Source organism: Acidovorax sp. (genome assembly GCF_021287135.1).
In the GTDB taxonomy this organism is placed as follows: domain Bacteria; phylum Pseudomonadota; class Gammaproteobacteria; order Burkholderiales; family Burkholderiaceae_C; genus Acidovorax.
Genome location: NZ_JAJTBB010000089.1, coordinates 24,333 through 46,673, shown reverse-complemented (window position 1 = coordinate 46,673; position 22,341 = coordinate 24,333). Strand labels below are relative to the sequence as shown.

Here is a 22,341-nt window from a genome sequence, read left to right as displayed (position 1 = left end):
CCTGCGCTCCGCACCCTGTTTTCAACCTAACTTTTCATTGAGCAACGCCATGAGCACGCCACGTCCCTTCAAAGTCCTCGGTATCCAGCAGGTCGCCATCGGCGGCACCGACAAGCAGCGCATGAAAACCCTGTGGGTGGACATGCTGGGCCTCACGCAGACCGGCACCTTCCAGAGTGAGCGCGAGAACGTGGACGAGGACATCCTCGCCATGGGGCAGGGCGCCTTCAAGGTGGAGGTGGACATCATGCAGCCCCTCGACATCGACAAGAAGCCCGCCGTGCACACCACGCCGCTCAACCACATCGGCCTGTGGATTGACGACCTGCCCAAGGCGGTGGAGTGGCTCACCGCGCAGGGCGTGCGCTTTGCGCCCGGGGGCATCCGCAAGGGCGCTGCGGGCTACGACATCACCTTCCTGCACCCCAAGAGCAATGACGAGTTCCCGATTGCGGGGGAGGGCGTGCTGATCGAACTGGTGCAGGCGCCCGCGGACGTCATTGCCGCCCTGGGCTGAACGGGCGCGAAAGGAGCGGCGAGATGGCTGCCATGGCGCCCACTGAACTGGAACGTTACCTGCACGAGCACATTCCGCTGTCGCACGCCATGGCGGTGGAAGTGGTGTCTGCGGACCCCGGCGGCGTGCTGCTGCGCGCACCGCTGGCGCCCAACATCAACCACCGGGACACGGTCTTTGGCGGCAGCGCGTCGGCGCTGGCCATTCTGGCGGCCTGGTCGCTGCTGCACCAGCGGCTGCGGGCCGAGGCGCTGGACTGCCGGCTGGTGATCCAGCGCAACACCATGGAGTACGAGCAGCCCATCGCCGGGGCCTTCCAGGCCCGCTCTGAACTGCTGGAGCCGCAGCTGTGGCCGCGCTTCACGCAGATGCTCGCACGCAAGGGCAAGGCGCGCATTGCGGTGGCGTCGATCCTGTCCGGCGACGACGGACTCCCCGCAGGCCGGCTGGTGGGCGAATTCGTGGCGCTGAACGCCCGGTTGGCGGCCTGACCTCAGCGGCCCCACCGCGCCTGTAATAACTTCGGCCACGCCCCCGCACCCATGGGCTCCATTTGGCGGCCGTAGCGGGCCAAAGGGGCCGAGATGCCAGCGCCGCCCGCGCCGTGCGCGCAACCGCGCGCAACGTCGCCCATCAGCGCGGATAACTGGCGCGAATTGGCGGCCGTTCTGCGCAGAAAAATGGGGAAATGATTGGCAGTTTTTGTGACCACTGGATGCATCTGTGCGCCCATTTGTGCTTGAGAATGCCCGCTTTCTCCGCCCGCCCAGCACCTGCGGCGTGGCGTGATTTGTGCCTCCGTCCCTACCGCCGTGCACGCATTGGCGCCGGGAGCTGCTGAAGAAGGAATCAACCGTATGCAAACTGCCACCACCGCGATGGCGCCCCAGCCCGTGCAACTGCACCCCCGCGCCAGCGTGCCTGCCGCGCAAGGACCGTGGACCGTGGAAGCCATCCAGGCCCTGCTGGACAAGCCGTTGCTGGACCTGCTGTTCCAGGCCCAGACGGTGCACCGCGCCCATTGGCCCGCTGGCGATATCGAGCTGGCCACGCTGCTGTCGGTGAAGACCGGCGGCTGCCCCGAGAACTGCGGCTACTGCCCGCAGTCCGCCGAGTTCGACACGGGCGTGCAAGCCCAGAAGCTCCTGAGTGTGGAAGAGGTGACGGCCGCCGCCCAGGCCGCCAAAGACGCGGGCGCCACCCGCTTTTGCATGGGCGCCGCCTGGCGCGCGCCCAAGGACCGCGACATTGAAAAAGTCAGCGCCCTGATCGGCGCCGTGAAGGGGCTGGGCCTGCAGACCTGCGCCACCCTGGGCATGCTGGAGCCGCACCAGGCGCAGCACCTCAAGGCCGCAGGCCTGGACTACTACAACCACAACCTGGATACGGCCCCCGAGTACTACACCGATGTGGTGAGCACCCGCCAGTACCAGGATCGGCTGGACACCCTGCAGGCCGTGCGCGCCGCCGGCATCAGCGTGTGCTGCGGCGGCATCGTGGGCATGGGCGAGGCGCCCGTGCACCGCGCGGGCCTGATCGCCCAACTGGCCAACCTGCAGCCGTACCCGGAATCGGTCCCCATCAACAGCCTGGTGCGCGTGCCCGGCACGCCGCTGGCGGACAGCGAGCCCATCGACCCGCTGGACTTCGTGCGCGTGATCGCCGTGGCCCGCATTACCATGCCCAGGGCGCGTGTGCGGCTGTCCGCCGGGCGCCAGCAGCTGGGCGAAGCGGTGCAGGCGCTGTGCTTTCTGGCTGGGGCGAATTCCATCTTCTACGGCGACAAGCTGCTGGTCACCGGCAACCCCGACGTGCAGGCCGATGTGCAGCTGCTGGCCAAGCTGGGCCTTGCCGGCCACCGCGCCGAGGTGGCCGGGGAGGGTAGTGCGCGGGCGGGCTGCGGCACGGCCTGCAGCTGATCCGCTGGAGCCGATCAGGCGGCCAACCCCACCGGGTGTGGGGTGATGGCGGCAGGCCGCTGGCGGACCGGTACAGTGGGCGGCAAGTCCCAGAAAAAAAACGCCAGCGGAGGAGCTCTTACCCATGACCGCCCGAGATGCATGCCGGAGCACGCAGTGCGGCGGGTCCTCGTGCCGCAAGTTCCTGCGGCCCCAGCCAGCGCGGGGCGGCCGCGGCGCAGGCCGCGCAGCAAGTCCGCGGGATCCAAAGAATCGGCGCACCGCCCATTTCTGGGACTGCGTGGAGCAGTGAGGCCCGCTCCATGGACGCCGGCCTTTCCTTGGAACAAGCGGTGGACGTCGCCGAGGGCGACTACCGGTTGCTGATCGAACAGGTCCAGGCCGCGGTGTTCGTGATCCAGGAAGGGCGCTTCCTGTTCGTCAACCCGAAGCTCCTGGAAATGTTCGGCTACACCCGGGACGAAATGCTCGGAGGCATGGATCCGATGCTGCTGTGCGCCCCTGAGTACCGGGCCATGGTGCGCGCCCAGGCGAGCGCCCGCGTGGCCGGTGTGCCCGGCAACGCGTATGAGATCGAATGCGTGCGCAAGAACGGCGCGCGGTTCAGTGCCCAGGTGTGGGGCGCGCGGATTGTGCTGTCCTCCCAGGCGGCGGATCTGGTCACGTTGCACGACGTCAGCGCCATCAAGGCCGCCACGCGCTACGCGCAGCAGCGTGCGCAGCTGTTTCGCAATGCCGAGGAACTGGCACGCATCGGCGCTGCCGAATGGGACCTGGCCACGGGCGCGGTGACGCTTTCGTCCGGCATGTACGCCATCTTCGGCGTGCCGCCCACCGAGGCTCCCGCCGAAGGCGATTGGCTGCTCTCCCGCGTGCCAGCGGTGGAGCGGCCTTACGTGCAGGCGATCAGCGAAGGCGTGTCTCCGGACGACATCTGCGAGTTCCAGCACCGCATCGTGCATGCCGACGGCAGCCAGCGCACCGTGCTGCACCGCGTGCTGGCCGACGCGGATGCCGAGGGCAGGGTGGTGCGCACCGTCACGCTGCTGCAGGACATCACGCTGCAGCGCGCGGCCGAACAGCGGCTGGACCGGCTGACCAACACCGACGAGGTCACCGATCTGCCCAACCGCAACGCGCTGACGGAATACCTGGACACCAAGATTCGCGAAGCCGGCCGCCACGGCCGCCAGCTTGCGGTGCTGAGCATCGAGATCGACCAGCTCAAGCTGGTGAGCGAATCACTGGGGTACGCCGCAGGAGACCAATTGCTGGCCGAAGTGGCCCGGCGCCTGCAGCCCCATGCATCGCGCGACGATCTGCTGGCGCACTTCGGGAGCGGAGAGTTTTCTCTGGTGCTGGCGCGGGACGATGCCGTGAACGAAACCCTCGCTCGCAATGCGGCGGCCTTGGTGGTGGAAGCGTTGTCGCTTCCCGTCACGCTGGGCGGCAACGACGTCAAGGTGGCCTGCAGCGTCGGCATCTCGCTGTATCCCGCGCACGGGGACGACCCTGAAAAGCTGCTGCAGCAATCGCAGGCTGCGATGTACCGGGCCCACGAGCTGGGCGCCAACCAGGTTTGCGTGTACAGCTTTGGCATGCATTCCAAGGCGATCTTCCGGCTGGCCATGGAATCCGGCCTGCGCCGGGCGCTGGACCGCCAGGAGTTTGAACTGCAGTTCCAGCCCAAGCTGGAACTGGTCAGTGGCACGGTGGTGGGGGCCGAAGCCTTCTTGCAGTGGAACACGCCCGAGGGGCCGGCCGCGTCCCGCTCCAGCTACCTGCGGGTGGCCGAAGACACGGGGCTGATCGTGCCCATCGGCGAGTGGGTGCTGCGCACCGCCTGCCAGCAGGCGCTGCAGTGGCAGCGCGCAGGCCACGCCGGGCTGCGTGTGGCGGTGAACCTGTCGGCCCGGCAACTGCAGCAACCGGACCTGGTCCAGCGCATTCAGAAGATCCTGATCGATACCGGGCTGGACCCGCGGCTGCTCGGGCTGGAGATCACCGAAGGCGCGTTGATGGGCGAGAGCACCCGCACCGCGCGCATCCTGGGCGACCTCAAGGCGCTGGGCATCGAAATTTCGCTGGACGACTTCGGGACCGGCTATTCCAGCCTGAGCTACCTGCGCACCTTGCCCATCGACGTGGTGAAGGTGGACCGCTCCTTCGTCCACGACGTCACGGCGGCGTCGCAGGATGTGTCCATCACCCGCGCCATCATCAACATGGCCCACAGCCTGCAAATGAAGGTGCTGGCCGAAGGCGTGGAGACCGAGGGGCAGCTGGCGCTGCTGATCGCCAACCGCTGCGACCAGATGCAGGGCACGTATTTCAGCGGGCCGCTGCCTGCCCCGGCGATGGCGGCGCTGCTGCAAGAGCGCAAGGCGCTGCCCGAGCATCTGCTGCTGCGGCGCCAGCACCAGCGCACGCTGCTGCTGGTGGACGATGAGGACAGCATCGTCGCCGCGCTGCGCCGGCTGCTGCGCCGCGACGGCTACCACATCGTCACGGCCAGCAGCGGCCCCCAGGGCCTGCAAAGGCTGGCCGAGAACGCGGTGGACGTGATCTTGTCCGACCAGCGGATGCCCGGCATGACGGGCGTGGAGTTTCTGCGGCGGGCCAAGGAGCTGTACCCCGACACCGTCCGCATGGTGCTGTCCGGCTACACCGAGCTGCAATCCATCACCGACGCAATCAACGAAGGCGCCATCTACAAATTCCTCACGAAACCGTGGGACGACGAGCGGCTGCGCGGCCACATCGCCGAAGCCTTCGCGCAGAAGGAAATGGCCGATGAGAACCGGCGCTTGGCCAGCGCAGTCCTGAGTGCCAACGAAGAACTGAGCTCGGTGAACGAGCGTCTGCAGCAGCTGCTCGCCAACCAGCGCGACCAGGTCCACCGCGAGGAGAGCAGCCTGGGCGTCGCCAGAGAGGTCCTGGACCACATTCCCGCCGCGGTGGTGGGGGTCGATCTGGAAGGCATGGTCGCTTTTGTGAACGCGGACGCCGAGGCGCTGCTGGGCGGCTCCGGTCCCTTGCTGGGCTACCCGGCGGACAGCGTGCTGCCCGAGGCACTGCGGCCGGTGTGGCATGCGGCCGACCAGAGCTACCACGACGTCCACCTCGCTGGCAGCGCCTACCGCGTGGTCTGCCGGGCCGTGGGCGGTGATGACCATTCCCGCGGGCGCCTGCTGGTGGTGGTGCCCAGCAGTGCGCCCTGACCCTTGCCGAGCAACCATGCCACAAGCACTTGCCACCACCCTGCAAACCATCCCCGACGGGCTGGTGCTGGCGCAGCCGGTGCTCGACAGCCAGGCGCAGCTGCTGCTGCCCGCAGGCAGCGTCGTCACCACGGGCGTGCTGCGCAGCCTGCAGCAGCGGGGCATCCAGACGGTTTTTGTTGTCCAGGCCGCGCCCCCCGCAGGAGGCGCAGCGCAGGATGGCGCGGCACCTCCGCCGCCGGCTTCGCACGAAGCCACGCAGGCGCGGCTGCTGCACCTGTTCCGCCCGGCGCTGCGCCTGGGGCAACTCAACCCCTTGCTGCACCTCATCCTCCGATACCGCGACGCGGAAAAAGACGCACAGAAGCCATGAGGCCACTGACCCCTGATGCCATCCTGCACGCCGTGCGCGAATTGCCGGCACTCCCGGCCGTGGTGCTGGAACTGATCCAGTCGCTGGGGGACAGCCAGGTCACTGCCGAGCAGCTCGCGGTCAAGATTTCGCATGACCAGGCCATTGCCGCCAAGACGCTGCGGCTGGCCAATTCGTCCTTCTATGGCTTGCCGCGCCAGGTCACGTCCATTGCGGAGGCCACGGCAATCCTGGGCCTGCGCACCCTGCGCAGCGTGGCCACGGCAGCGGGGCTGGCTGGGGGGTTCGGCGGCTCGCGCTGCCAGGGCTTTGATTTCGACGCGCTCTGGCGCCACGCCATCGGTACTGCCCTGACGGCGCGTGCCGTGGCCCAACGCGTACGGCTGGACGAAGACGCGGCATTCACCCTGGGCCTGCTGCACGATATCGGGCGGCTGGTGCTCATCAGCTCCTTCCCCGATGAATACGCGCAGGCCATTGCCTACCGCGCAGAACAGGACTGCCTCATGCACGCGGCAGAGCGTCATTATTTCGGGACGGACCATGCCGACGTGGGCGGCGTGATGGCCGAACACTGGCGCTTCGCCCCGGAAATCGTCGCCGCCATTGCCTGCCATCACCGGCCGCCCCACGCCAGCGCCAAAAGCCTGACCGACGTGGTGCATGTTGCCGACAACATTGCCCACGGGCTGGACCTGTCCCGCAAGGCCGATGACATGGTGCCTTTGCTCACACTGGACGCCTGGAGCCGCCTGGCTTTGAGCGACGCGCAATGCGCGGAGGTTTTTGACGCCGTATCGCAGCAGCACGACGCGGTCTGCCACGCGTTGCTTCCCTGAGGAGAACCGCATGAACACGACAGCCACTGCCTCCGTTCTGCCCGTGCCGATGCCGGGTGCGGACGCGGCGGAGCACCGCGTGCAGGAGCTGCTGCGCGCCAACGAAGAGCTCAAGCAGCTGAACGCCAGGCTGTCGGATGCGCAGGACAAGCTGATGCAGTCGGAAAAAATGGCGTCCATCGGCCAGCTGGCGGCGGGCGTGGCGCACGAGATCAACAACCCCATCGGCTTCATCTTCTCGAACTTCGGCACGCTCGAGCGCTACCTGGACGACCTGTTTGAAATGCTGGCCGCCTACGAGGAAGCGGAGTCGGCCCTGGCGGGCAGCCCGGTGGCGGCCCGCCTGAAGGCGCTGCGCGAGAAAATCGAGCTGGACTTCCTCAAGGAGGACATTCCCACGCTGATGACCGAGTCCAAGGACGGCATCACGCGCGTGCGCAACATCGTGCAGAACCTCAAGGACTTCTCCCGCGTGGACACGTCGCAGAAGTGGGTGTTGGCCGATCTGCACCATGGCATCGACTCCACGCTGAACATCGTCAACAACGAGATCAAATACAAGGCCGAGGTCGTCAAGGACTACGGGCAGCTGCCCGACATCGAGTGCCTGCCGTCCGAGCTCAACCAGGTGTTCCTGAACCTGCTGGTCAACGCCGCCCACGCCATTCGGGCCGACCGCGGCACCATCACCATCCGCACCGGCGCCACGGACACCCATGTGTGGGTGGAGGTGCAGGACACCGGCGAAGGCATTGCCAAGGAGAACCTGGTGCGGATCTTCGACCCCTTTTTCACCACCAAGCCGGTGGGGCAGGGCACCGGGCTGGGGCTGTCGCTGTCGTACGGCATCGTGAAGAAGCACCTGGGCCATATCGACGTGACCAGCGAGCCAGGGGCGGGCACCTGTTTTCGCGTGACGCTGCCCATCCGCCACCCTGAAGAGGCGTAGCGCATGGCCCACGTTCCTGCCGACATCCCCCGCGCCACCGGCCCCGCGGCCGAAGCGCCGCCGCCTGCGCGTCCGATCCCGCCGCAGGCTGACCCCGCTGTCGCTGCGCCTGTACAAGCCAGCACGCAGGCGGGCGAGGGCGCCAGGGAAGGCGCGGTGGTCACTGAAACGGAACGCCCCTGGCGCATTCTGTGCGTGGACGACGAACCCAACATCGTCGCGGCGCTCAAGCGCATGTTCCGCGGCAGCGGCTACCAGGTGGATACCGCCCTCAGCGGGGCCGAGGCGCTTGCGCTGATGGAGCAGGAGCCGGCCGACCTGGTGTTTTCGGACATGCGCATGCCGGGCATGAGCGGCGCCCAGTTGCTCGAACAGATCCGCCTGCGCTGGCCGCACGCCACGCGGGTGCTGCTCACCGGCTATGCCGACCTCGGTTCCACCATCGCAGCCATCAACAGCGGCGAGGTGTACCGCTACATCACCAAGCCCTGGGACGATGCCGAGGTGCTGGCCGCCGCCCGCCAGGTTTTTGAACGCCACGCGCTGCAGCGGGACAAGGAGCGCCTGCAAGCGCAACTGCGCGCCAAGAACCAGGCGCTCACGGAACTGAACGAAACCCTGGAAGAAAAAGTTGCCGAGCGCACCGCCGAACTGCTGGCCCTGAGCCAGAAGCTCAAGAAAAACTATCTCACCTCCATCAAGGTGTTCACCAACCTGCTGGAGTGGCGGGGAGGGCATCTGTCCGGCCACTCGCGCCGGGTGGCGGACCTGGCGCGGCGCACCGCGCGGGCCATGAACCTGAGCGAAGCGGACCAGCAGGACGCCTTCATTGCCGGGCTCATGCATGACATCGGCCAGATCGGCCTGCCCGACAGCCTGCTCGGCCGGCCCGTGCCCCGGTTTTCGGAAGACGAAATGGCCCAGTACCGGCGCCATGCGGTGCTGGGCGAGCAGGCCCTGATGGCGCTGGACGACATGCATGCCGTGGCCAACATCATCCGCAGCCACCACGAGCGCCACGACGGCCAGGGATATCCCGATGGCCTCGCGGGCGACATGATCCCGCTGAACGCCGCCATCCTGGCCGTGGCGGACACCTATGACGACCTGCAGATCGGGCACCTCAGTTCCACCCCGCTGAATGCCGCCGACGCCCGGTCCATGATTGCGCGGGGCCGGGGCACGCAGTTCCATCCCGAAGTGGTCGACGTGTTCCTGCAGATGTTGCTGAAGGCCGCCCCGGTGCCCGAAGCGCCGCCCCGCATGCTGCGCACGCCCCAGCTGCGGCCGGGCATGGTGCTGGCGCGGGATCTGCTGTCCAGCGAAGGCGCCGTGCTGCTGGTGGCCGACCACGTTCTGACCGCCGAGCTCATCCAGCGGCTGAAGCTGCGCGAGGGCCGCGACGGCATCGAAATGATCCTGCCGATCCGGCCATAAGCGCCTGTTGACAAGCTCGAAACTCCGCCAAACCCTCGAGGCCCGCCATGCCAAGAATTCTTCTTCTGGACGATGAGCCCAACGTCCTTTCCGCCATCAAGCGCAGTCTGCGCGCCGGTTTTGGGCCGGAGCTGCGGATCGAGGGCACCGAAGACCCCGAGCAGGCGCTGGCGCGGCTCAAGGAAGCCGCATTCGACGTGGTGATCTCTGACTACCGCATGCCGCTGATGACCGGGGTGGAATTCCTGGGCCTGGTGCGTACGCTGCAGCCGAACGCGGTGCGCATGGTGTTGAGCGCGTCCTCGGATTCCGAAAACCTCATGCGGGCCGTCAACGATGCCGAGGTCTTCCGCTATCTGCTCAAGCCCTGGGACGAAAAGGACTTGCTGGGCCATGTGCGTGCGGCGCTGGAACGGGCCGACCAGTTGCGCCACGAGAGCGAACTGGCCGACGTGGGACGCCACGACTTCGGCCAGCTCAGCGCCACCGAGCTGGAGCGCCGCCGTCTGGAAGCCCAGGAGCCCGGCCTGACGCGCGTGGCCTGGGGGCCACAGGGCGAAGTGCTGGGCCCCGAGGCCTCTTGATCGGCAGCGCAGGGTGCTTTGGCTTTGAAGGTGTCGCATGACGGCGCATGGCGGGGTTGAACTGGCCGTCAGCCCTTTGCTGTCTAAATGTGATTTAACATAATATACATCGTATCTAGTGATATGACGGCGTGCATGTGGCCATGCCGCCGGCTTCGCCCCGGGCTCCGGCTACCATGCAGCCCATGGCTTCCATCACCACCTCACCATTGTCCCGGCCGCCGGTCCAGTTTGGCCACCAGGGCCGCGTTTGCATCATCACGGGCGCAGCCCAAGGCATTGGCGCCGCCTGCGCGCGCCGGTTTGCGGCCGAAGGCGCTCGCACCGTGCTTGCCGACGTGGCCGACGCGCCCGGCCAGGCGCTGGCGCAGGAACTGGGCGGGTTGTACGTGCACTGCGATGTCGGCGACAAGGCACAGGTCGACGCCCTGGTGGCGCAGACGCTGGCGGCCCACGGCCGCATCGACGTGCTGGTGAACAACGCCGGCATCTTCCGCGCGGCGGATTTTCTGGACGTGACGGAGGCCGATTTCGACGCGGTGCTGCGCGTGAACCTCAAGGGCTCGTTCCTCATGGGTCAGGCAGCGGCGCGCGCCATGGCGGCCTCGGGCGGCGGCGCCATCGTCAACATGAGCTCCGTCAACGGCGTGCTGGCCATCCCCAACATCGCCAGCTACAACGTGAGCAAGGGTGGCATCAACCAGCTCACGCGGGTGATGGCGCTGGCCCTGGCCGACCGGAACATCCGCGTCAACGCCGTGGCGCCCGGCACCATCGCCACCGAACTGGCGGCCCAGGCCGTGCTGACCAGCGACGAGGCCCGCAACAAGATCATGAGCCGCACCCCCATGAAGCGCCTGGGCGAGCCCGCCGAGATTGCCGACGTGGTGGCCTGGCTGGCCAGCGATGCCGCCAGCTACGTGACCGGCGAGATCGTGACCGTGGACGGTGGCCGCATGACGCTGAACTACACCGTGCCGGTGTAGACCTCGCGGCCACAGACCCTGAAAACTCCTGAATTGATAGCTGCTCGCGCTTTATGGGTAAGGGCTAGAGCCTGATTTTCTTCTAAATCACGGGGCGTCCGGCCGGGCTGCGGCCCAGCGTGCGGGCAATGCTGCGCGGCCAGCCCACGGGGCCGAACCACGCGCCCCCGGCAATCGCCCAGGCATTGACCAGGCCGTAGAGCACCAGCGCCGCCGCCTGTGCGGCAAACACGGCCCCCAGGCCGCCGCCCCAGCGCAGCGCCAGCCAGCCGCCCAGCACCGCCACGGCCAGGCGGACCAGGTTCCCGGCCACCGGCCACAGCAGGCGCCCTGCCCCTTGCGAGGCAAAGTACAGCACCAGGCCCAGCCCGAAGAACCCATACACCGGCCCCACCACCCGCAGGTACTGCGCGCCGGCGGCGTGCATGGCGGCATCGGCATGGAACAGCGACAGCCAGGCTGCCGGAAATGCGGCCGCTGCCAGGCCGATGGCCTGCGCCATGCCAAAGGCCAGGCCGGCGCCGATCCAGGTGGCGCGCAGCGCACGCTCGCGTTGGCCCGCGCCCATGCAGGTGCCCACCATGGCCACCAGCGGAGCGCCCAACCCGAAGACCAGGGGCACCAGCAGGTATTCCAGGCGTGCCGCCGTGCCGTACCCGGCCAGCGCGGCGGTGCCAAAGCCGCCCACCAGCGCCGTGGTGGCGCCAATGGCGACATTGGTGGCCACGGTGGAGACGGTGCCCACCAGCCCCACGCGCAAGATGTCCCAGAACAACGCACCGCGCCAGCGCAGCGGCCCCAGCTGCGGCCGGAGCAGGCTGCGGCGTGACATCAGGTAGCCGCCGAGCACCAGGCTGCCCGCCAGGTAATAGCCCATCAGCGCCAGCGCCCCGCCCGCGATGCCCAGAGCGGGCACGGGGCCCCAGCCGAAGATCAGCAGGGGCGAGAGCGGCACCAGCACCGCCGCCCCCAGCAGCGTCACGCAGGCCGGCACCGCCATGTTGCCCGTACCGCGGATCACGGCCGAGAGGGTGTTGAACAGCCACACCAGCACCGCGCCGGCAAACACCCCGTTGGAATACACCAGCGCCGCCTCCAGCGCGCCGCCGGTGCCGCCCATGCGGGTGTAGAGCCAGCGCCCTCCTCCCACCACGGCTGCGGTGAACACCAGCGCAAACACGCCGGCAATGGCCAGGGCGTGCCAGACCAGGGCGTTGGCGTCGTCGCGCCGCCCCCCCCCCAGCGCACGGGCAATGGCCGAGGCGATGCCCCCGCCCATGGCGCCGGCCGAGGTCATCTGCATGAGCATCAGCACCGGAAACACCAGGGCCATGCCGGCCAGCGCATCCGTGCCCAGCTGGCCCACGAAATAGGTTTCCACCAGCCCTACCCCGGCCTGTGCCAGCATCACCAGCACGTTGGGTGCGCCCAGGCGCAGCAGCGTGGGGGCGATGGGCGCCTCCAGCAGCAGGCGCGTCCGCGGGTCCAGCGGGCCGCGTTCCGGGGCGCGCTGCGCGCTCCCTGTCGCCGTGGGGCCGGCGGCGGCGGGGGCACTCATGGGTGGGCTGGCGATGGAGACGGCGCCGGGGCCTGGGCGCCCGGCCGGCGTGGCACCACCACCCGCACGGTGGCCACCTGCACCACGTCGCCGTGCTGGTTGCGGGTCTCGCTGCGCACGGTGACCATGCCGCGGTCGGGCTTGGAGCGCGAAGGCTGGATCTGCTGCACCTCGCTGACCACATGCAGCACGTCGCTGGCGCGGGTGGGCCGGGGCCAGCTCAGTTCGCCGCCGGCGCCGATGATGCCGCCTGCGATGGGCAGGCCCGAGGTCACCTGCAGCCGCATGGTGATGGCCGCCGTGTGCCAGCCGCTGGCGGCCAGCCCGCCGAACAGCGTGTCGCGGGCGGCGCCGTCGTCCAGGTGGAACGGCTGGGGGTCGAACTGCGCCGCGAAGGCCTTGATCTGCGCCTCGTCCATCGCGTGCTCGGCGCTCTTGAACTGGTCGCCCACGGCCAGGTCGTCCAGGTACAGGGGCGGCCGCTGCGCACTGGCGGCCGGGTGGGTGGCGGGGGATTCGATCATGGTGGGCTTTCCTCTCCAGTCAACAGGGCCTGTTCAGGCGGCGGACGCCGCCGGGCGCGGCGGGTGTGCTTCACGGATCGGCAGGTGGACCAGTGCAGCGCCCGCGGCCAGGACGATGTCGATGTACCAGACCCAGTCGTAGCTGCCGGTGGCCTGGAAGACGCTGCCGCCCAGGTAGGCCCCCAGGAAGCCGCCGATCTGGTGCGACAGCATCACCACGCCGAACAGCAGCGCCATGTTGGCGGTGCCGAACATCTTGGCCACCAGCCCGGCCGTGGGGGGCACGGTGGAGAGAAAGGTCACGCCCATCACCGCGGCAAACACCAGCACCACGGCCGGCGTCTTGGGGGCCAGCAGGAAGGCCAGCACCGCCAGCCCCCGCACCGCATACAGCAGCGAGAGCAGCGATTTCATGCGCCAGCGGCCCACCGCCCAGCCCATGCCCAGGCTGCCCACGATGTTGAACAGCCCGATCACGGCCAGCGACCAGCCCCCGATTTCAGGGGCCAGCCCGCAGGCTGCAATGACGCCCGGCAGGTGGGTGGCCAGGAACGCCACATGGAAGCCGCACACCAGAAAGCCTGCCGCCAGGTACCGGTAGCTGGGCGTTGCCAGCGCCTGGGCCACGGCCTCGCGTGCGGTGAGCGCCCTCGCCCCGGACGCGGCTGCCGCCTGGGCCGCCAGCGCCTGCGAATTGCCCCGCAGCACCCACGCGGCCGGCAGCGCCAGCAGTACCAGCACGCCCAGCCACTGCATGGCGCTGGCCCAGCCCACGGCCGCGGTCAGTCCGATGGCGATGGGTGCCATCACGAACTGCCCGAACGAGCCGCCCGCATTGACGACGCCGGTGGCCAGGCCCCGGTGGCGCAAGGGCACCAGCCGCGCCGTGGCTGCCATGAGCACCGACGGCCCGGCCATGCCGGCCCCGCCCGCCGCCAGCACGCCAATGGCCAGCACCAGCCCGGCCGTGGTCGTCATGTAGGGGGTGATGAACGTGCCCAGGGCCACCAGGGCCACGCCCAGCAGGATCACGCGCCCGGTGCCTATGCGGTCCGCCACGGCGCCGGCAAAGGGCTGCGTCAGCCCCCACCACAGCTGCCCGAAGGCGAACGCCAGGCTGATGCTGCCGATGCCCAGCCCTGTGGAGGTGTTGAGCGCAGACAGGAACAGTCCCATGGTCTGCCGCGTGCCCATGGTGAGCGCAAAGGCGCCCGCCGCGGCCAGCAGCACCAGCCACAGGGCCAGCGGCGCGCCGGGCTTGGCGGCCGCTGGAGGGGTGTTGCTATTCGCCATGCACGGCCTCCTGCGCTGGCAGCGCCGCCAGCAAATCGAGCGAGTCGTCCACCAGCGCGTGCAACGCGGACACGCGTTCCACGCCCAGTGTTTCGTTCAAGGCCAGCTGCGCGGCCTTCCAATGGCGTTGCGCCTCAGCGCGTTTGTCGCGGCCCGCGTCGGTGATGTGCACCAGGCGGCTGCGGGCGTCCGTGCCCGCCTTCAGCGCCACCCAGCCCGCATCCACCAGCGGACGCAGGTTGCGCGTGAGCGTGGAGGCATCCATGGTCATCGCCGCGGCCAGGTCGCCAGGGCGGATGGGGCCGAGCTTGAGGACATGCGACAGCAGCGAATACTGCGTGGTCTTGAGCCCGCACTTCGCCATCTCCGCGTCGTAGTGGTGGGCCACGCGGCGCATCAGCTGGCGCAGCTTGAAGTTGGTGCAGCCCTGCGGCAGCACGGGTGCCTGGGCGGATGGTTCGGCTTGCATGGGCTTGATTGTATCTGCAATAATTGCATATGCAAGTCAATCGGCTCGCCCCCTTCATCCACCTGGATTTCCCATGACACAGCACAACCACCTTGAACACTGGCTTGCCCAGGAGCGCAACATCCTTGCCGCGCTGGATGCCGGCCCCGGCCCGGGCGTGGCCCGGCGCGAGCAGATCGCCCACCTGAACGGCCTGCAGCAGATGCAAGCCATGCTTCGCGGCGAGCTGCCCTATGCCGCCATCGCCAAGACGCTGGATTTCTTGATCATCGAAGTGGGCGAAGGCACCGCCATCTTTCAGGGCACGCCCCGCGCCGAACACCTCAACCCCATGGGCACGGTGCACGGCGGCTGGTTCGCCACCCTGCTCGACTCGGCGCTGGGCTGCGCCATCCACACCCGCATGGAGCCGGGCCGCGGCTACACCACGGCCGAACTGGGCATCAACCTGGTCAAGGCCATCACGCCCAAGGTGCCCCGGGTGCGGGCCGAAGGCCGGGTGATTCACTGCGGGCGCCAGCTGGCCACGGCCGAGGCGCGCCTGGTGGGCCCGGACGGGACGCTGTACGCCCACGCCACCACCACCTGCCTGGTTTTCGATCTGCCGGCACAATCGCGGGCATGAGATTCCTCCACACGATGCTGCGCGTTGGCAACCTTCAACGCTCGATTGATTTCTACACCCAGGTGCTCGGCATGCAACTGCTGCGCCAGTCCGAGAACCCCGAGTACAAGTACTCGCTGGCGTTCCTGGGCTTCGAGGGCGGCAATCCCGGCCAGGCCGAGATCGAGCTGACCTACAACTGGGGCGTGGAAAGCTACGAACTGGGCACGGCCTACGGCCACATCGCCCTGGGCGTGCCGGACGCGTATGCAGCGTGTGAAAAGATCAAGGCCGCCGGCGGCAACGTGACGCGCGAGGCCGGCCCGGTCAAGGGCGGCAGCACCGTGATTGCCTTTGTGACCGACCCGGACGGCTACAAAATCGAGCTGATCCAGCGTGCCGACGGCGCCGCGGGCCAGGGCTTGCGGTGATTTTGCTATAAAAAACAGAGCTGCTTGCGCTTGCTGCACAAGCGCTAGAGCCTGTTTTCATTCAGAAACGAAAAAACCCGGCCTGGCCGGGTTTTTTTGTGGGCAGGCCCGGCGCAGAGGCCGGGCGAGACGCCGCTTACTGGGCGCCCAGCACCACTTCCACGCGGCGGGCTTGTTCGTTGGTGCCGGTGGCGGTGGTGACCTCGGGCTTCTTCAGCTCGATCTGTTCTTCGGCCACGCCCAGCGCCTTGAGCGCATCGCGCACGGCCAGGGCACGCTGCTTGGCCAGTTCGGCATTCTGGGCCGCGTCGCCGGTGGCGTCGTGGAAGCCCGAGACGATGGCCTTCTTGCCGCCGGCCACGCCCTTGACCACGTCGGCCAGGGCTTCGTTGGCGCCGGCAGCCAGATCGGCCTTGGCGGTGGCGAAGAAGAACATCACCACGCCGTTCTCCACGCGCACGCTGGCTTCTTCCACCAGCAACGGGGCCGCTGCGGCGGGGGCTGCGGCCGCTGCCTTGGCCGGCGCAGCAGCGCCCAGGCGCTTGACCACCACGGAGCCCACCACCACGGAAATGACCAGCGCGATGAGCGCAAACAGGAAACCAAGGGCAAAACGTTGTTGGCTATCGTCGTCGGAGCTGGACATGAGAAAAAGGTCCTGTAATGAGAGTGGATTGGAAGGGAAAATCGCGCAACGCGGCCGCCGAACCGGGCCTCCAAGCCCCTGGGCCGCCTGCAGCAAACCTTTCAATTGTAGAGTGAACGCATGACCCAGCTCCCAGCCCCCTTGCGCGATCCCGCTCCCATGCTGGAGCGCGTGCTGCACGAATGGGGCGGCCGGGAGGACCTGTGGATCTTTGGCTACGGCTCCCTGATCTGGCGGCCGGACTTTGACTACACCGAGCGCCGCCCCGCCAAGGTGCATGGCTGGCACCGCGCGCTGAAGATGTGGAGCCGCATCAACCGCGGCACGCCCGAATGCCCCGGCCTGGTGTTCGGCATGCTCTCGGGCGGTAGCTGCCGGGGCATGGTGTTCCGTGTGCCGCAGGCCCACGGCCGGCCGGTGATGATCAACCTGTGGCAGCGCGAGATGGTCACCGCCGTCTACGACCCGCGCTGGCTGGAGTGCCACACGCCGCAGGGCCCGGTGCGGGCGCTGGCGTTCACGCTCTCGCGCAAAAGCCCCAGCCACACCGGGGTGCTGCCCGACCACGAGTACTGCCGCATCTTTGCCCAGGCCAGCGGGCGCTACGGCACCACGCGCGACTACGCGCAGGCCACCTACGACGAGCTGCGCCGGCACGGCATCCATGACCGCGCCCTCGCCCGCCTTATCGCGCTGGCCCAAAAAGAGGCATAGTGCACGTTTTGCGCCGTGCGCAAGTGCCCGGGCCCCAAGTCCGCGGCCACAGGCCCGCACAATGCCGCGTTTTTCCACCTGCAAAGGAGTTCCCCGCCATGAAGACGACCCCTTTCCGCCTGGCCGGCGCCCTCTCGCTGGCCGCTGCTGCGGCGCTTGCCGGCTGCGCGGCCTATTCCACGGGCTCCACCGGTCCCTCGGCCACCGCCCAGCTGGCCCCCACGCGCGGCAACACCACCGCCGGCACCGTGACCTTCGTGCAGTCAGGTGCCACCGTGAAGGTCAGCGGCGAAATCACAGGCCTCAAGCCCGGCGCCGAACATGGCTTCCACATCCATGAAAAGGGCGATTGCTCCAGCGGCGATGGCATGAGCGCCGGCGGCCACTTCAACCCCGGCGGCAAGCCCCATGGCCACCACGGCATGGGCGAGCACCACACGGGCGACCTGCCCAGCCTGAAGGCGGACGCCAACGGCGTGGCCAAGTTCAGCTTTGAATCCAGCACCCTGCGCGTGGGCAGTGGCGACACCAACATCGTCGGCCGCGGCCTGATCGTGCACCGCGACCCGGACGACTACACCACCCAACCCACCGGCAACGCCGGTCCCCGGCTGGCCTGCGCGGTGATCGCCGCCAAGTAGACGGCCACCCGCTCTCCTGATGCCCCAGCCGCTGCCCGCCGCAGCGGCTTTCTTTTTGCCGGATCAAGGAAAAAGGTGTCCGGCGGCTAGCGGCCGCGTGCCGCCAGCAGCGCCTCGGCGTGGCGCAGCGCGTCCAGCGTGTCCACGTCCGTGACCACGCCTTCATCCTCCACCGGCACCGCCAGCCCCCGGCCCTGCCCGGCCCACTGGCGCACCACGGGCGCGGCGCCTTTCTCGCCCGACAGGGCCAGCAGGTCAGCGCGGCACTGCGGGCCAAAGGCCACCGGGTGCCCGCGCTCGCCCCGGAATTCCGGCCACGCCACCACGGCCTGCTGCTGCACCAGCACCTGGGCCAGGGCCTGCAGCGTGGCGGGCTGCACCAACGGCAGGTCGCCCGGCAGCACCAGCCAGCCCGCCGCATCGGCCGTGTGGCGCACCGCGGCGGCAATGGAATCGCCCATGCCGGGGTGGCCCGCATCTTCCACATGCCACGGCAGGCCGCTGGCGCGCACGGCGTCCAGCGTGTGCTGCAGCACGGGTTTGCCCGCCAGCAGGGCTTGCAGCTTGTGCACCGTGCCGCCCGACGCGGCAAAGCGCTCGCCCCGGCCGGAGGCAAGGATCAGGACGGTGGGGGATGGAAGGTGCATGAGACGTCTGCGCTGGGGGAGGAGGCTTGGCCAGCCCGAAGTGTGCACCGCCCCGCGCCCCGCGCGCGCAAGAGGACACCGCCGCGTGCGCCGTGCCGTCAGAAAAACCCGCCGGCCACCGAAAAATCCGCATGCAGCGCCGCCTGGCTGCGCAGCTCGCCCACCAGGGGCCGCACATCGTCACGGCGGCTGTGCAGCGCGTAGCCCAGGCGGCCCAGGGGGACGGCGCTGGGCAGCTCCTGCAGGACCTGACGGCGGCCCAGGGCCTGCGCCAGCCCCTGGGGTAGCAAGCCCACCCCGCGGCCATGGGCCAGCAGCCCCACGATGGCCCCCCAGTGGTTGCACGGCAGGCGCCGCACGGCGGGCGAGCTCGCTTGCCGCAGCCAGTCGTCCACCAGGGCGGTGACCCCCGAGCCCTGCGGCAGCGTGACCAGCGGCTGCCGCAGCAAGGCGTCGGCATCAATGCAGCGCACGCTGTCTGCCACCTGGGGCGCCGCGCACCACACGAACGCCGCGTCCGCCAGGGGCACCGAGGTCAAGGCGCTGCGGCTGGCGGGGCCGGCGATCACGGCGGCGTCCAGTTCGCCCTTGTCCAGCCGCTCCGACAGGGCCTCGCCCACGTCCACGTGCACGCTCAGCTCCAGCGCCGGGTGGGCGCTGGCCAGTGCCGTCGCCAGCCGGGGCAGCCAGGTCAGGGCCGTGAGCTCGCCCACCCCCAGGCGGCAAGGCCCCCGCAGGCCGGTGGTGCTGCCCATTTCCTGGTGCAGGCGGTCGGCCTGCTGCAGCAAGGCGCCCGCCAGCGGCACCAGCCGCGAGCCGGCTTCGGTCAGCGTGGCGCGGTGGCCGCCGCGGTCGAACAGCACCTGCCCCAGCGACGCCTCCAGCTCGGTGATGCGCTTGGAAAGCGACGACACCGACAAGTGCACCCGCTCCGCCGCCGTGGCAAAGCTGCTGCAGGTGGCGGCCCAGTAGAAGGCTTCAAGCTGTTTGAGGGTCATATCGTTTCTATTTGGCGAACGAATCCATCTCAATAAATTCGCTTTCTTGATTTTCGCGGATTCCGGACACTGCCACTCAGCCATTGCCTTGCACCTGACTGGAACCCAGCCCCATGTCCGCCCCCTCTCCCGCCCTGACCCCGCCGCCCCTCAACGCCTGGGGTGCCTTCGACGGCGCGCGCCGCAGCGGCCGCACGGCCCACCTGCTGTCGCTGGACGACTTTGAAGCGGCCGCCCGCCGCGTGCTGCCGCGCCCCATTTTTGGCTATGTGGCCGGGGCCGCCGAAGACAACCAGGCGCTCGCGGACAACCGCCGGGCATTCAGTGAACTGGCCCTGGTGCCCCGCGTGCTGCGCAACGTGGCCCAGCGCGACCAGGGCGTGACGCTGTTCGGCCAACGCTATGCCAGCCCCTTCGGCATTGCGCCCATGGGCATTGCCGCGTTGACGGCCTACCGGGGAGACATCGTGCTGGCGCGCGCAGCGGCGGCGGCCGGCATCCCCGCCGTGCAAAGCGGCAGCTCGCTCATCCGGCTGGAAGAAGTGATGGCGGCCGCCCCCGGCACCTGGTTCCAGGCCTACCTGCCCGGCACGCCCGAGCGCATCGACGCCCTGCTCCAGCGCGTGAAGGCGGCGGGCGTGCAGACCCTGGTCGTCACGGTGGACATCCCCGTGGCGGGCAACCGCGAGAACAACATCCGCGCGGGCTTCTCCACCCCGCTGCGCCCCAGCGTGCGCCTGGCGTGGGACGGCCTGGTGCGCCCACGGTGGCTGGCGGGCACGCTGCTGCGCACCCTGGCACGCCACGGCATGCCGCATTTTGAAAACTCGTTTGCCGAGCGCGGCGCGCCCATCCTGTCCTCGCGGGTGCAGCGCGACTTTGCCGCCCGCGACCATTTCGACTGGAGCCACATCGCCCGCATCCGCCGTCAGTGGGAGGGTCCGCTGGTGGTCAAGGGCATCCTGAGCCCGCTGGACGCCGCGCTGGCCCGCCAGCACGGGGTGGACGGCATCATCGTCAGCAACCACGGCGGCCGCCAGCTCGACGGCGCCGTGGCCCCGCTGCGCGTGCTGCCCGCCATTGCCGAGCAGGCCGGCAGCGGCATGACCGTGATGCTGGACGGCGGCATCCGCCGGGGCACCGACGTGATCAAGGCCCTGGCCCTGGGCGCGCGGGCCGTGTGGGTGGGCCGCCCCTTCAACTACGCCGCGGCGGTGGACGGCCAGGCCGGCGTTGCCGCTGCCATTGACCTGCTGCGTGCCGAGGTGGACCGCAACCTCGCGATGCTGGGCGCCACCACCTGCGCGGAGCTGGGGCCCAGCCATCTCATGGAGCGCCAGGCCGGCTACGCCCTGGGCCGGCAGCGCAGCCATTCCCCGTTTGACAACCACCCTGGAGACACCCAGCCATGATCCCCATGACTTCCTCGCCCCACCCACTGCGCCGCGCCACCGCAGCCGCCCTGGGCGCCGCCGCGGCGTACGCCGGCCTGCTGGCGGCACCGGCCGCCCAGGCCCAAGCAAGCTACCCCGCCAAGCCGGTGCGCCTCATCGTGCCCTTTGCCGCCGGTGGCACCACCGACATCATTGCGCGCGTGCTGGGCTCGGGCATGGCCGCTGCCCTGGGGCAGCCGGTGGTGGTGGACAACAAGGGTGGCGCGGGCGGCGCGCTGGGGACGCAGGAACTGGCCCGCCAGCCGGCCGACGGCTACGTGCTGGGCATGGCCACGGTGTCCACCACGGCGGCAGGCCCCGCCATCAACCCCAAGGTCGGTTATGACCCGGCCACCGACCTCACCCCCATCATCAACGTGGCGGCCACGCCCAACGTGATTGCCGTGCACCCCGGCTTCGGGGTGCGCGACTACAAGGGCTTTGCGCAGGCCCTCAAATCACAGCCCGGCAAATACAGCTACGCCACCGCGGGCACCGGCTCCATCGGGCACATGCAGATGGAGCTGTTCAAGAGCCTCTCGGGCATCTTCATCACCCACATTCCCTACCGTGGCTCCGGCCCCGCGCTCAACGACACCGTGGCAGGCCAAGTGCCCATCGTGTTTGACAACCTGCCTTCGGCCCTGCCGTTCATTCAGGCCGGGCGGCTGGTTCCCATCGTGGTGGCGGCACCCCAGCGCCTGCCGCAGCTGCCGGGCGTGCCCACCTTCAAGGAAGTGGGGCTGGAGCCCGTGAACCGCATGGCCTACTACGGCATCGTGGGCCCCAAGGGGTTGCCCAAGGCGGTGGTCGACAAGGTGGCGACCAGCGTGCGCCAGGCGGCCGACAAGCCGGACGTGAAGAAGCGCATCGAAGACACCGGCTCGCAACTGATCCTGAACACCCCCGATCAGTTTGCCGCCCAGCTGCGGGCCGAGCTGGAGGTGTACAAGCGCGTGGTGGAAACCCAGCGGCTGACGCTGGAGTAACAACAACAGAGGGCGTCCGCCCTTCGCCATACCCGCACCGCGCGGCCGTGATCTCGCCGCCAGCGCGGCGCATTCCCTACAATCCGCCGCGCATGCGCCGCTGGCTCCTCACCCTTTTGCTGGTCTTGTTGCCGCTTCAATCCGTCTGGGCTGAAGCGGCGGCCTATTGCCGGCATGAGCGCGGCGCTGCCAACGGCTTGGGCATGCTCTCTGCCGAGCGCCACTGGGGCCACCACGAGCACCAGCATGGCAGCGCCGCCCCGGCAGCCGATGCGGACGACGCGTCCGCGCTGCTGGCAGGCGCCGATGTGGACTGCAACGTCTGCCACGCCGGGGGCGCCGTGGCCGTGCCCCTGTGGCAGCCCGCACCCGCCCTGCACGGGATCGGTGCGCACCCGCTGCGCCGCACGCCCACCCTGCCCACGCGCGCCCTGGCGCCGCCGGACAAGCCCAATTGGGCCGCCGCTGCCTGATCGGCGGACGGCAACGGCTTTCTCTCCCCTCCTTCGTTAGCCCTGTCGCCAGTGCTGGCCGTTGAATGCGGCCGGGCTGCGGCTGCGCGTGCCCTT

The 22,341-nt window shown here is 69.1% G+C and carries 24 protein-coding genes; 17 read left to right on the top strand and 7 right to left on the bottom strand.

The genetic code is table 11. The features are described 5' to 3' along the window. The first annotated feature begins 49 nt into the window (after positions 1–49). The 10 genes from LWW96_RS21835 (at position 50) to LWW96_RS21790 (ending at position 10,825) form a co-directional block, all read left to right on the top strand. Positions 50–517, top strand: a complete 468-nt coding sequence (locus tag LWW96_RS21835) for a VOC family protein (RefSeq protein ID WP_291489975.1) — start codon at positions 50–52, stop codon at positions 515–517. A 32-nt stretch (positions 518–549) separates the two neighbouring features. Further along, complete coding sequence (locus LWW96_RS21830) at positions 550–1,008, top strand: YiiD C-terminal domain-containing protein (protein WP_291489974.1); 459 nt, start codon at positions 550–552, stop codon at positions 1,006–1,008. A 387-nt stretch (positions 1,009–1,395) separates the two neighbouring features. Next, positions 1,396–2,436, top strand: a complete 1,041-nt coding sequence (gene bioB / locus LWW96_RS21825) for a biotin synthase BioB (RefSeq protein ID WP_291490039.1) — start codon at positions 1,396–1,398, stop codon at positions 2,434–2,436. A gap of 302 nt (positions 2,437–2,738) precedes the next feature. Further along, the gene (locus tag LWW96_RS21820; protein ID WP_291489973.1) at positions 2,739–5,657 is read left to right on the top strand and encodes an EAL domain-containing protein; all 2,919 of its coding nucleotides are present in this window, start codon (positions 2,739–2,741) and stop codon (positions 5,655–5,657) included. 16 nt (positions 5,658–5,673) lie between these two features. Further along, positions 5,674–6,030, top strand: a complete 357-nt coding sequence (locus LWW96_RS21815; RefSeq protein WP_291489972.1) for a hypothetical protein — start codon at positions 5,674–5,676, stop codon at positions 6,028–6,030. Then, complete coding sequence (locus tag LWW96_RS21810) at positions 6,027–6,869, top strand: HDOD domain-containing protein (protein WP_291489971.1); 843 nt, start codon at positions 6,027–6,029, stop codon at positions 6,867–6,869. Before LWW96_RS21815 ends, LWW96_RS21810 begins: the two co-directional genes overlap by 4 nt. Positions 6,870–6,879: 10 nt before the next feature. Then, positions 6,880–7,818, top strand: a complete 939-nt coding sequence (locus tag LWW96_RS21805; RefSeq protein WP_291489970.1) for an ATP-binding protein — start codon at positions 6,880–6,882, stop codon at positions 7,816–7,818. A 3-nt stretch (positions 7,819–7,821) separates the two neighbouring features. Beyond that, a complete protein-coding gene (locus LWW96_RS21800; protein ID WP_291489969.1) occupies positions 7,822–9,255 on the top strand; it encodes an HD domain-containing phosphohydrolase in 1,434 nt (477 codons plus the stop codon). Positions 9,256–9,302: 47 nt separating this feature from the next. Then, positions 9,303–9,839 carry a response regulator gene (locus LWW96_RS21795; protein ID WP_291489968.1) on the top strand — a complete coding sequence of 179 codons (537 nt, stop codon included), beginning with the start codon at positions 9,303–9,305 and terminating at the stop codon, positions 9,837–9,839. 185 nt (positions 9,840–10,024) lie between these two features. Beyond that, positions 10,025–10,825: an SDR family oxidoreductase gene (locus LWW96_RS21790; RefSeq protein ID WP_291489967.1), complete on the top strand. Its 801-nt coding sequence runs from the start codon at positions 10,025–10,027 to the stop codon at positions 10,823–10,825. A gap of 82 nt (positions 10,826–10,907) precedes the next feature. On the opposite strand, the gene LWW96_RS21785 is transcribed toward LWW96_RS21790, so the two are convergent. Genes LWW96_RS21785 through LWW96_RS21770 form a run of 4 tightly spaced genes read right to left on the bottom strand, consistent with a single transcriptional unit; the run spans position 10,908 to position 14,669 of the window. Then, positions 10,908–12,383: an MATE family efflux transporter gene (locus tag LWW96_RS21785; RefSeq protein ID WP_291489966.1), complete on the bottom strand. Its 1,476-nt coding sequence runs from the start codon at positions 12,381–12,383 to the stop codon at positions 10,908–10,910. Beyond that, positions 12,380–12,907, bottom strand: coding sequence for a MaoC family dehydratase (locus LWW96_RS21780; RefSeq protein ID WP_291489965.1), 528 nt, complete (start codon positions 12,905–12,907; stop codon positions 12,380–12,382). Before LWW96_RS21780 ends, LWW96_RS21785 begins: the two co-directional genes overlap by 4 nt. A 33-nt stretch (positions 12,908–12,940) precedes the next feature. Next, complete coding sequence (locus tag LWW96_RS21775) at positions 12,941–14,200, bottom strand: MFS transporter (protein ID WP_291489964.1); 1,260 nt, start codon at positions 14,198–14,200, stop codon at positions 12,941–12,943. Continuing rightward, complete coding sequence (locus tag LWW96_RS21770; protein ID WP_291489963.1) at positions 14,190–14,669, bottom strand: MarR family winged helix-turn-helix transcriptional regulator; 480 nt, start codon at positions 14,667–14,669, stop codon at positions 14,190–14,192. Before LWW96_RS21770 ends, LWW96_RS21775 begins: the two co-directional genes overlap by 11 nt. A gap of 73 nt (positions 14,670–14,742) precedes the next feature. Here LWW96_RS21770 and LWW96_RS21765 point away from each other — a divergent pair, with 73 nt between their 5' ends. Together LWW96_RS21765 and gloA are read left to right on the top strand one after the other, a co-directional pair. Then, entirely contained in the window at positions 14,743–15,294 is a 552-nt protein-coding gene (locus tag LWW96_RS21765; RefSeq protein WP_291489962.1) for a PaaI family thioesterase, read from the top strand. Continuing rightward, entirely contained in the window at positions 15,291–15,704 is a 414-nt protein-coding gene (gene gloA / locus LWW96_RS21760) for a lactoylglutathione lyase (RefSeq protein ID WP_291489961.1), read from the top strand. The genes LWW96_RS21765 and gloA overlap by 4 nt, the downstream gene beginning before the upstream one ends. Before the next feature lie 136 nt (positions 15,705–15,840). Here the strand turns inward: gloA and LWW96_RS21755 are convergent, their stop codons facing one another. Next, positions 15,841–16,350 (bottom strand): OmpA family protein, encoded by a 510-nt coding sequence (locus tag LWW96_RS21755; protein ID WP_291489960.1) that lies wholly within the window; start codon positions 16,348–16,350, stop codon positions 15,841–15,843. A gap of 120 nt (positions 16,351–16,470) precedes the next feature. On the opposite strand from LWW96_RS21755, the gene LWW96_RS21750 reads away from it, so the two are divergent. Beyond that, the gene (locus LWW96_RS21750; protein WP_291489959.1) at positions 16,471–17,064 is read left to right on the top strand and encodes a gamma-glutamylcyclotransferase; all 594 of its coding nucleotides are present in this window, start codon (positions 16,471–16,473) and stop codon (positions 17,062–17,064) included. A gap of 98 nt (positions 17,065–17,162) precedes the next feature. Beyond that, entirely contained in the window at positions 17,163–17,705 is a 543-nt protein-coding gene (locus tag LWW96_RS21745) for a superoxide dismutase family protein (protein WP_291489958.1), read from the top strand. Between the two features lie 86 nt (positions 17,706–17,791). Here LWW96_RS21745 and LWW96_RS21740 read toward each other — a convergent pair whose 3' ends face one another. Next, positions 17,792–18,352 (bottom strand): NTP transferase domain-containing protein, encoded by a 561-nt coding sequence (locus tag LWW96_RS21740; protein ID WP_291489957.1) that lies wholly within the window; start codon positions 18,350–18,352, stop codon positions 17,792–17,794. Between the two features lie 98 nt (positions 18,353–18,450). Then, entirely contained in the window at positions 18,451–19,350 is a 900-nt protein-coding gene (locus LWW96_RS21735; protein ID WP_291489956.1) for a LysR family transcriptional regulator, read from the bottom strand. Between the two features lie 113 nt (positions 19,351–19,463). On the opposite strand from LWW96_RS21735, the gene LWW96_RS21730 reads away from it, so the two are divergent. From LWW96_RS21730 to LWW96_RS21720, 3 genes are all read left to right on the top strand, one after another. Further along, entirely contained in the window at positions 19,464–20,762 is a 1,299-nt protein-coding gene (locus LWW96_RS21730; RefSeq protein WP_291489955.1) for an alpha-hydroxy acid oxidase, read from the top strand. Positions 20,763–20,767: 5 nt separating this feature from the next. Beyond that, the gene (locus tag LWW96_RS21725; protein ID WP_291489954.1) at positions 20,768–21,772 is read left to right on the top strand and encodes a tripartite tricarboxylate transporter substrate binding protein BugE; all 1,005 of its coding nucleotides are present in this window, start codon (positions 20,768–20,770) and stop codon (positions 21,770–21,772) included. 92 nt (positions 21,773–21,864) lie between these two features. Next, positions 21,865–22,245: a cobalt-zinc-cadmium resistance protein gene (locus tag LWW96_RS21720; RefSeq protein WP_291489953.1), complete on the top strand. Its 381-nt coding sequence runs from the start codon at positions 21,865–21,867 to the stop codon at positions 22,243–22,245. The last annotated feature ends 96 nt before the right edge of the window (positions 22,246–22,341 follow it).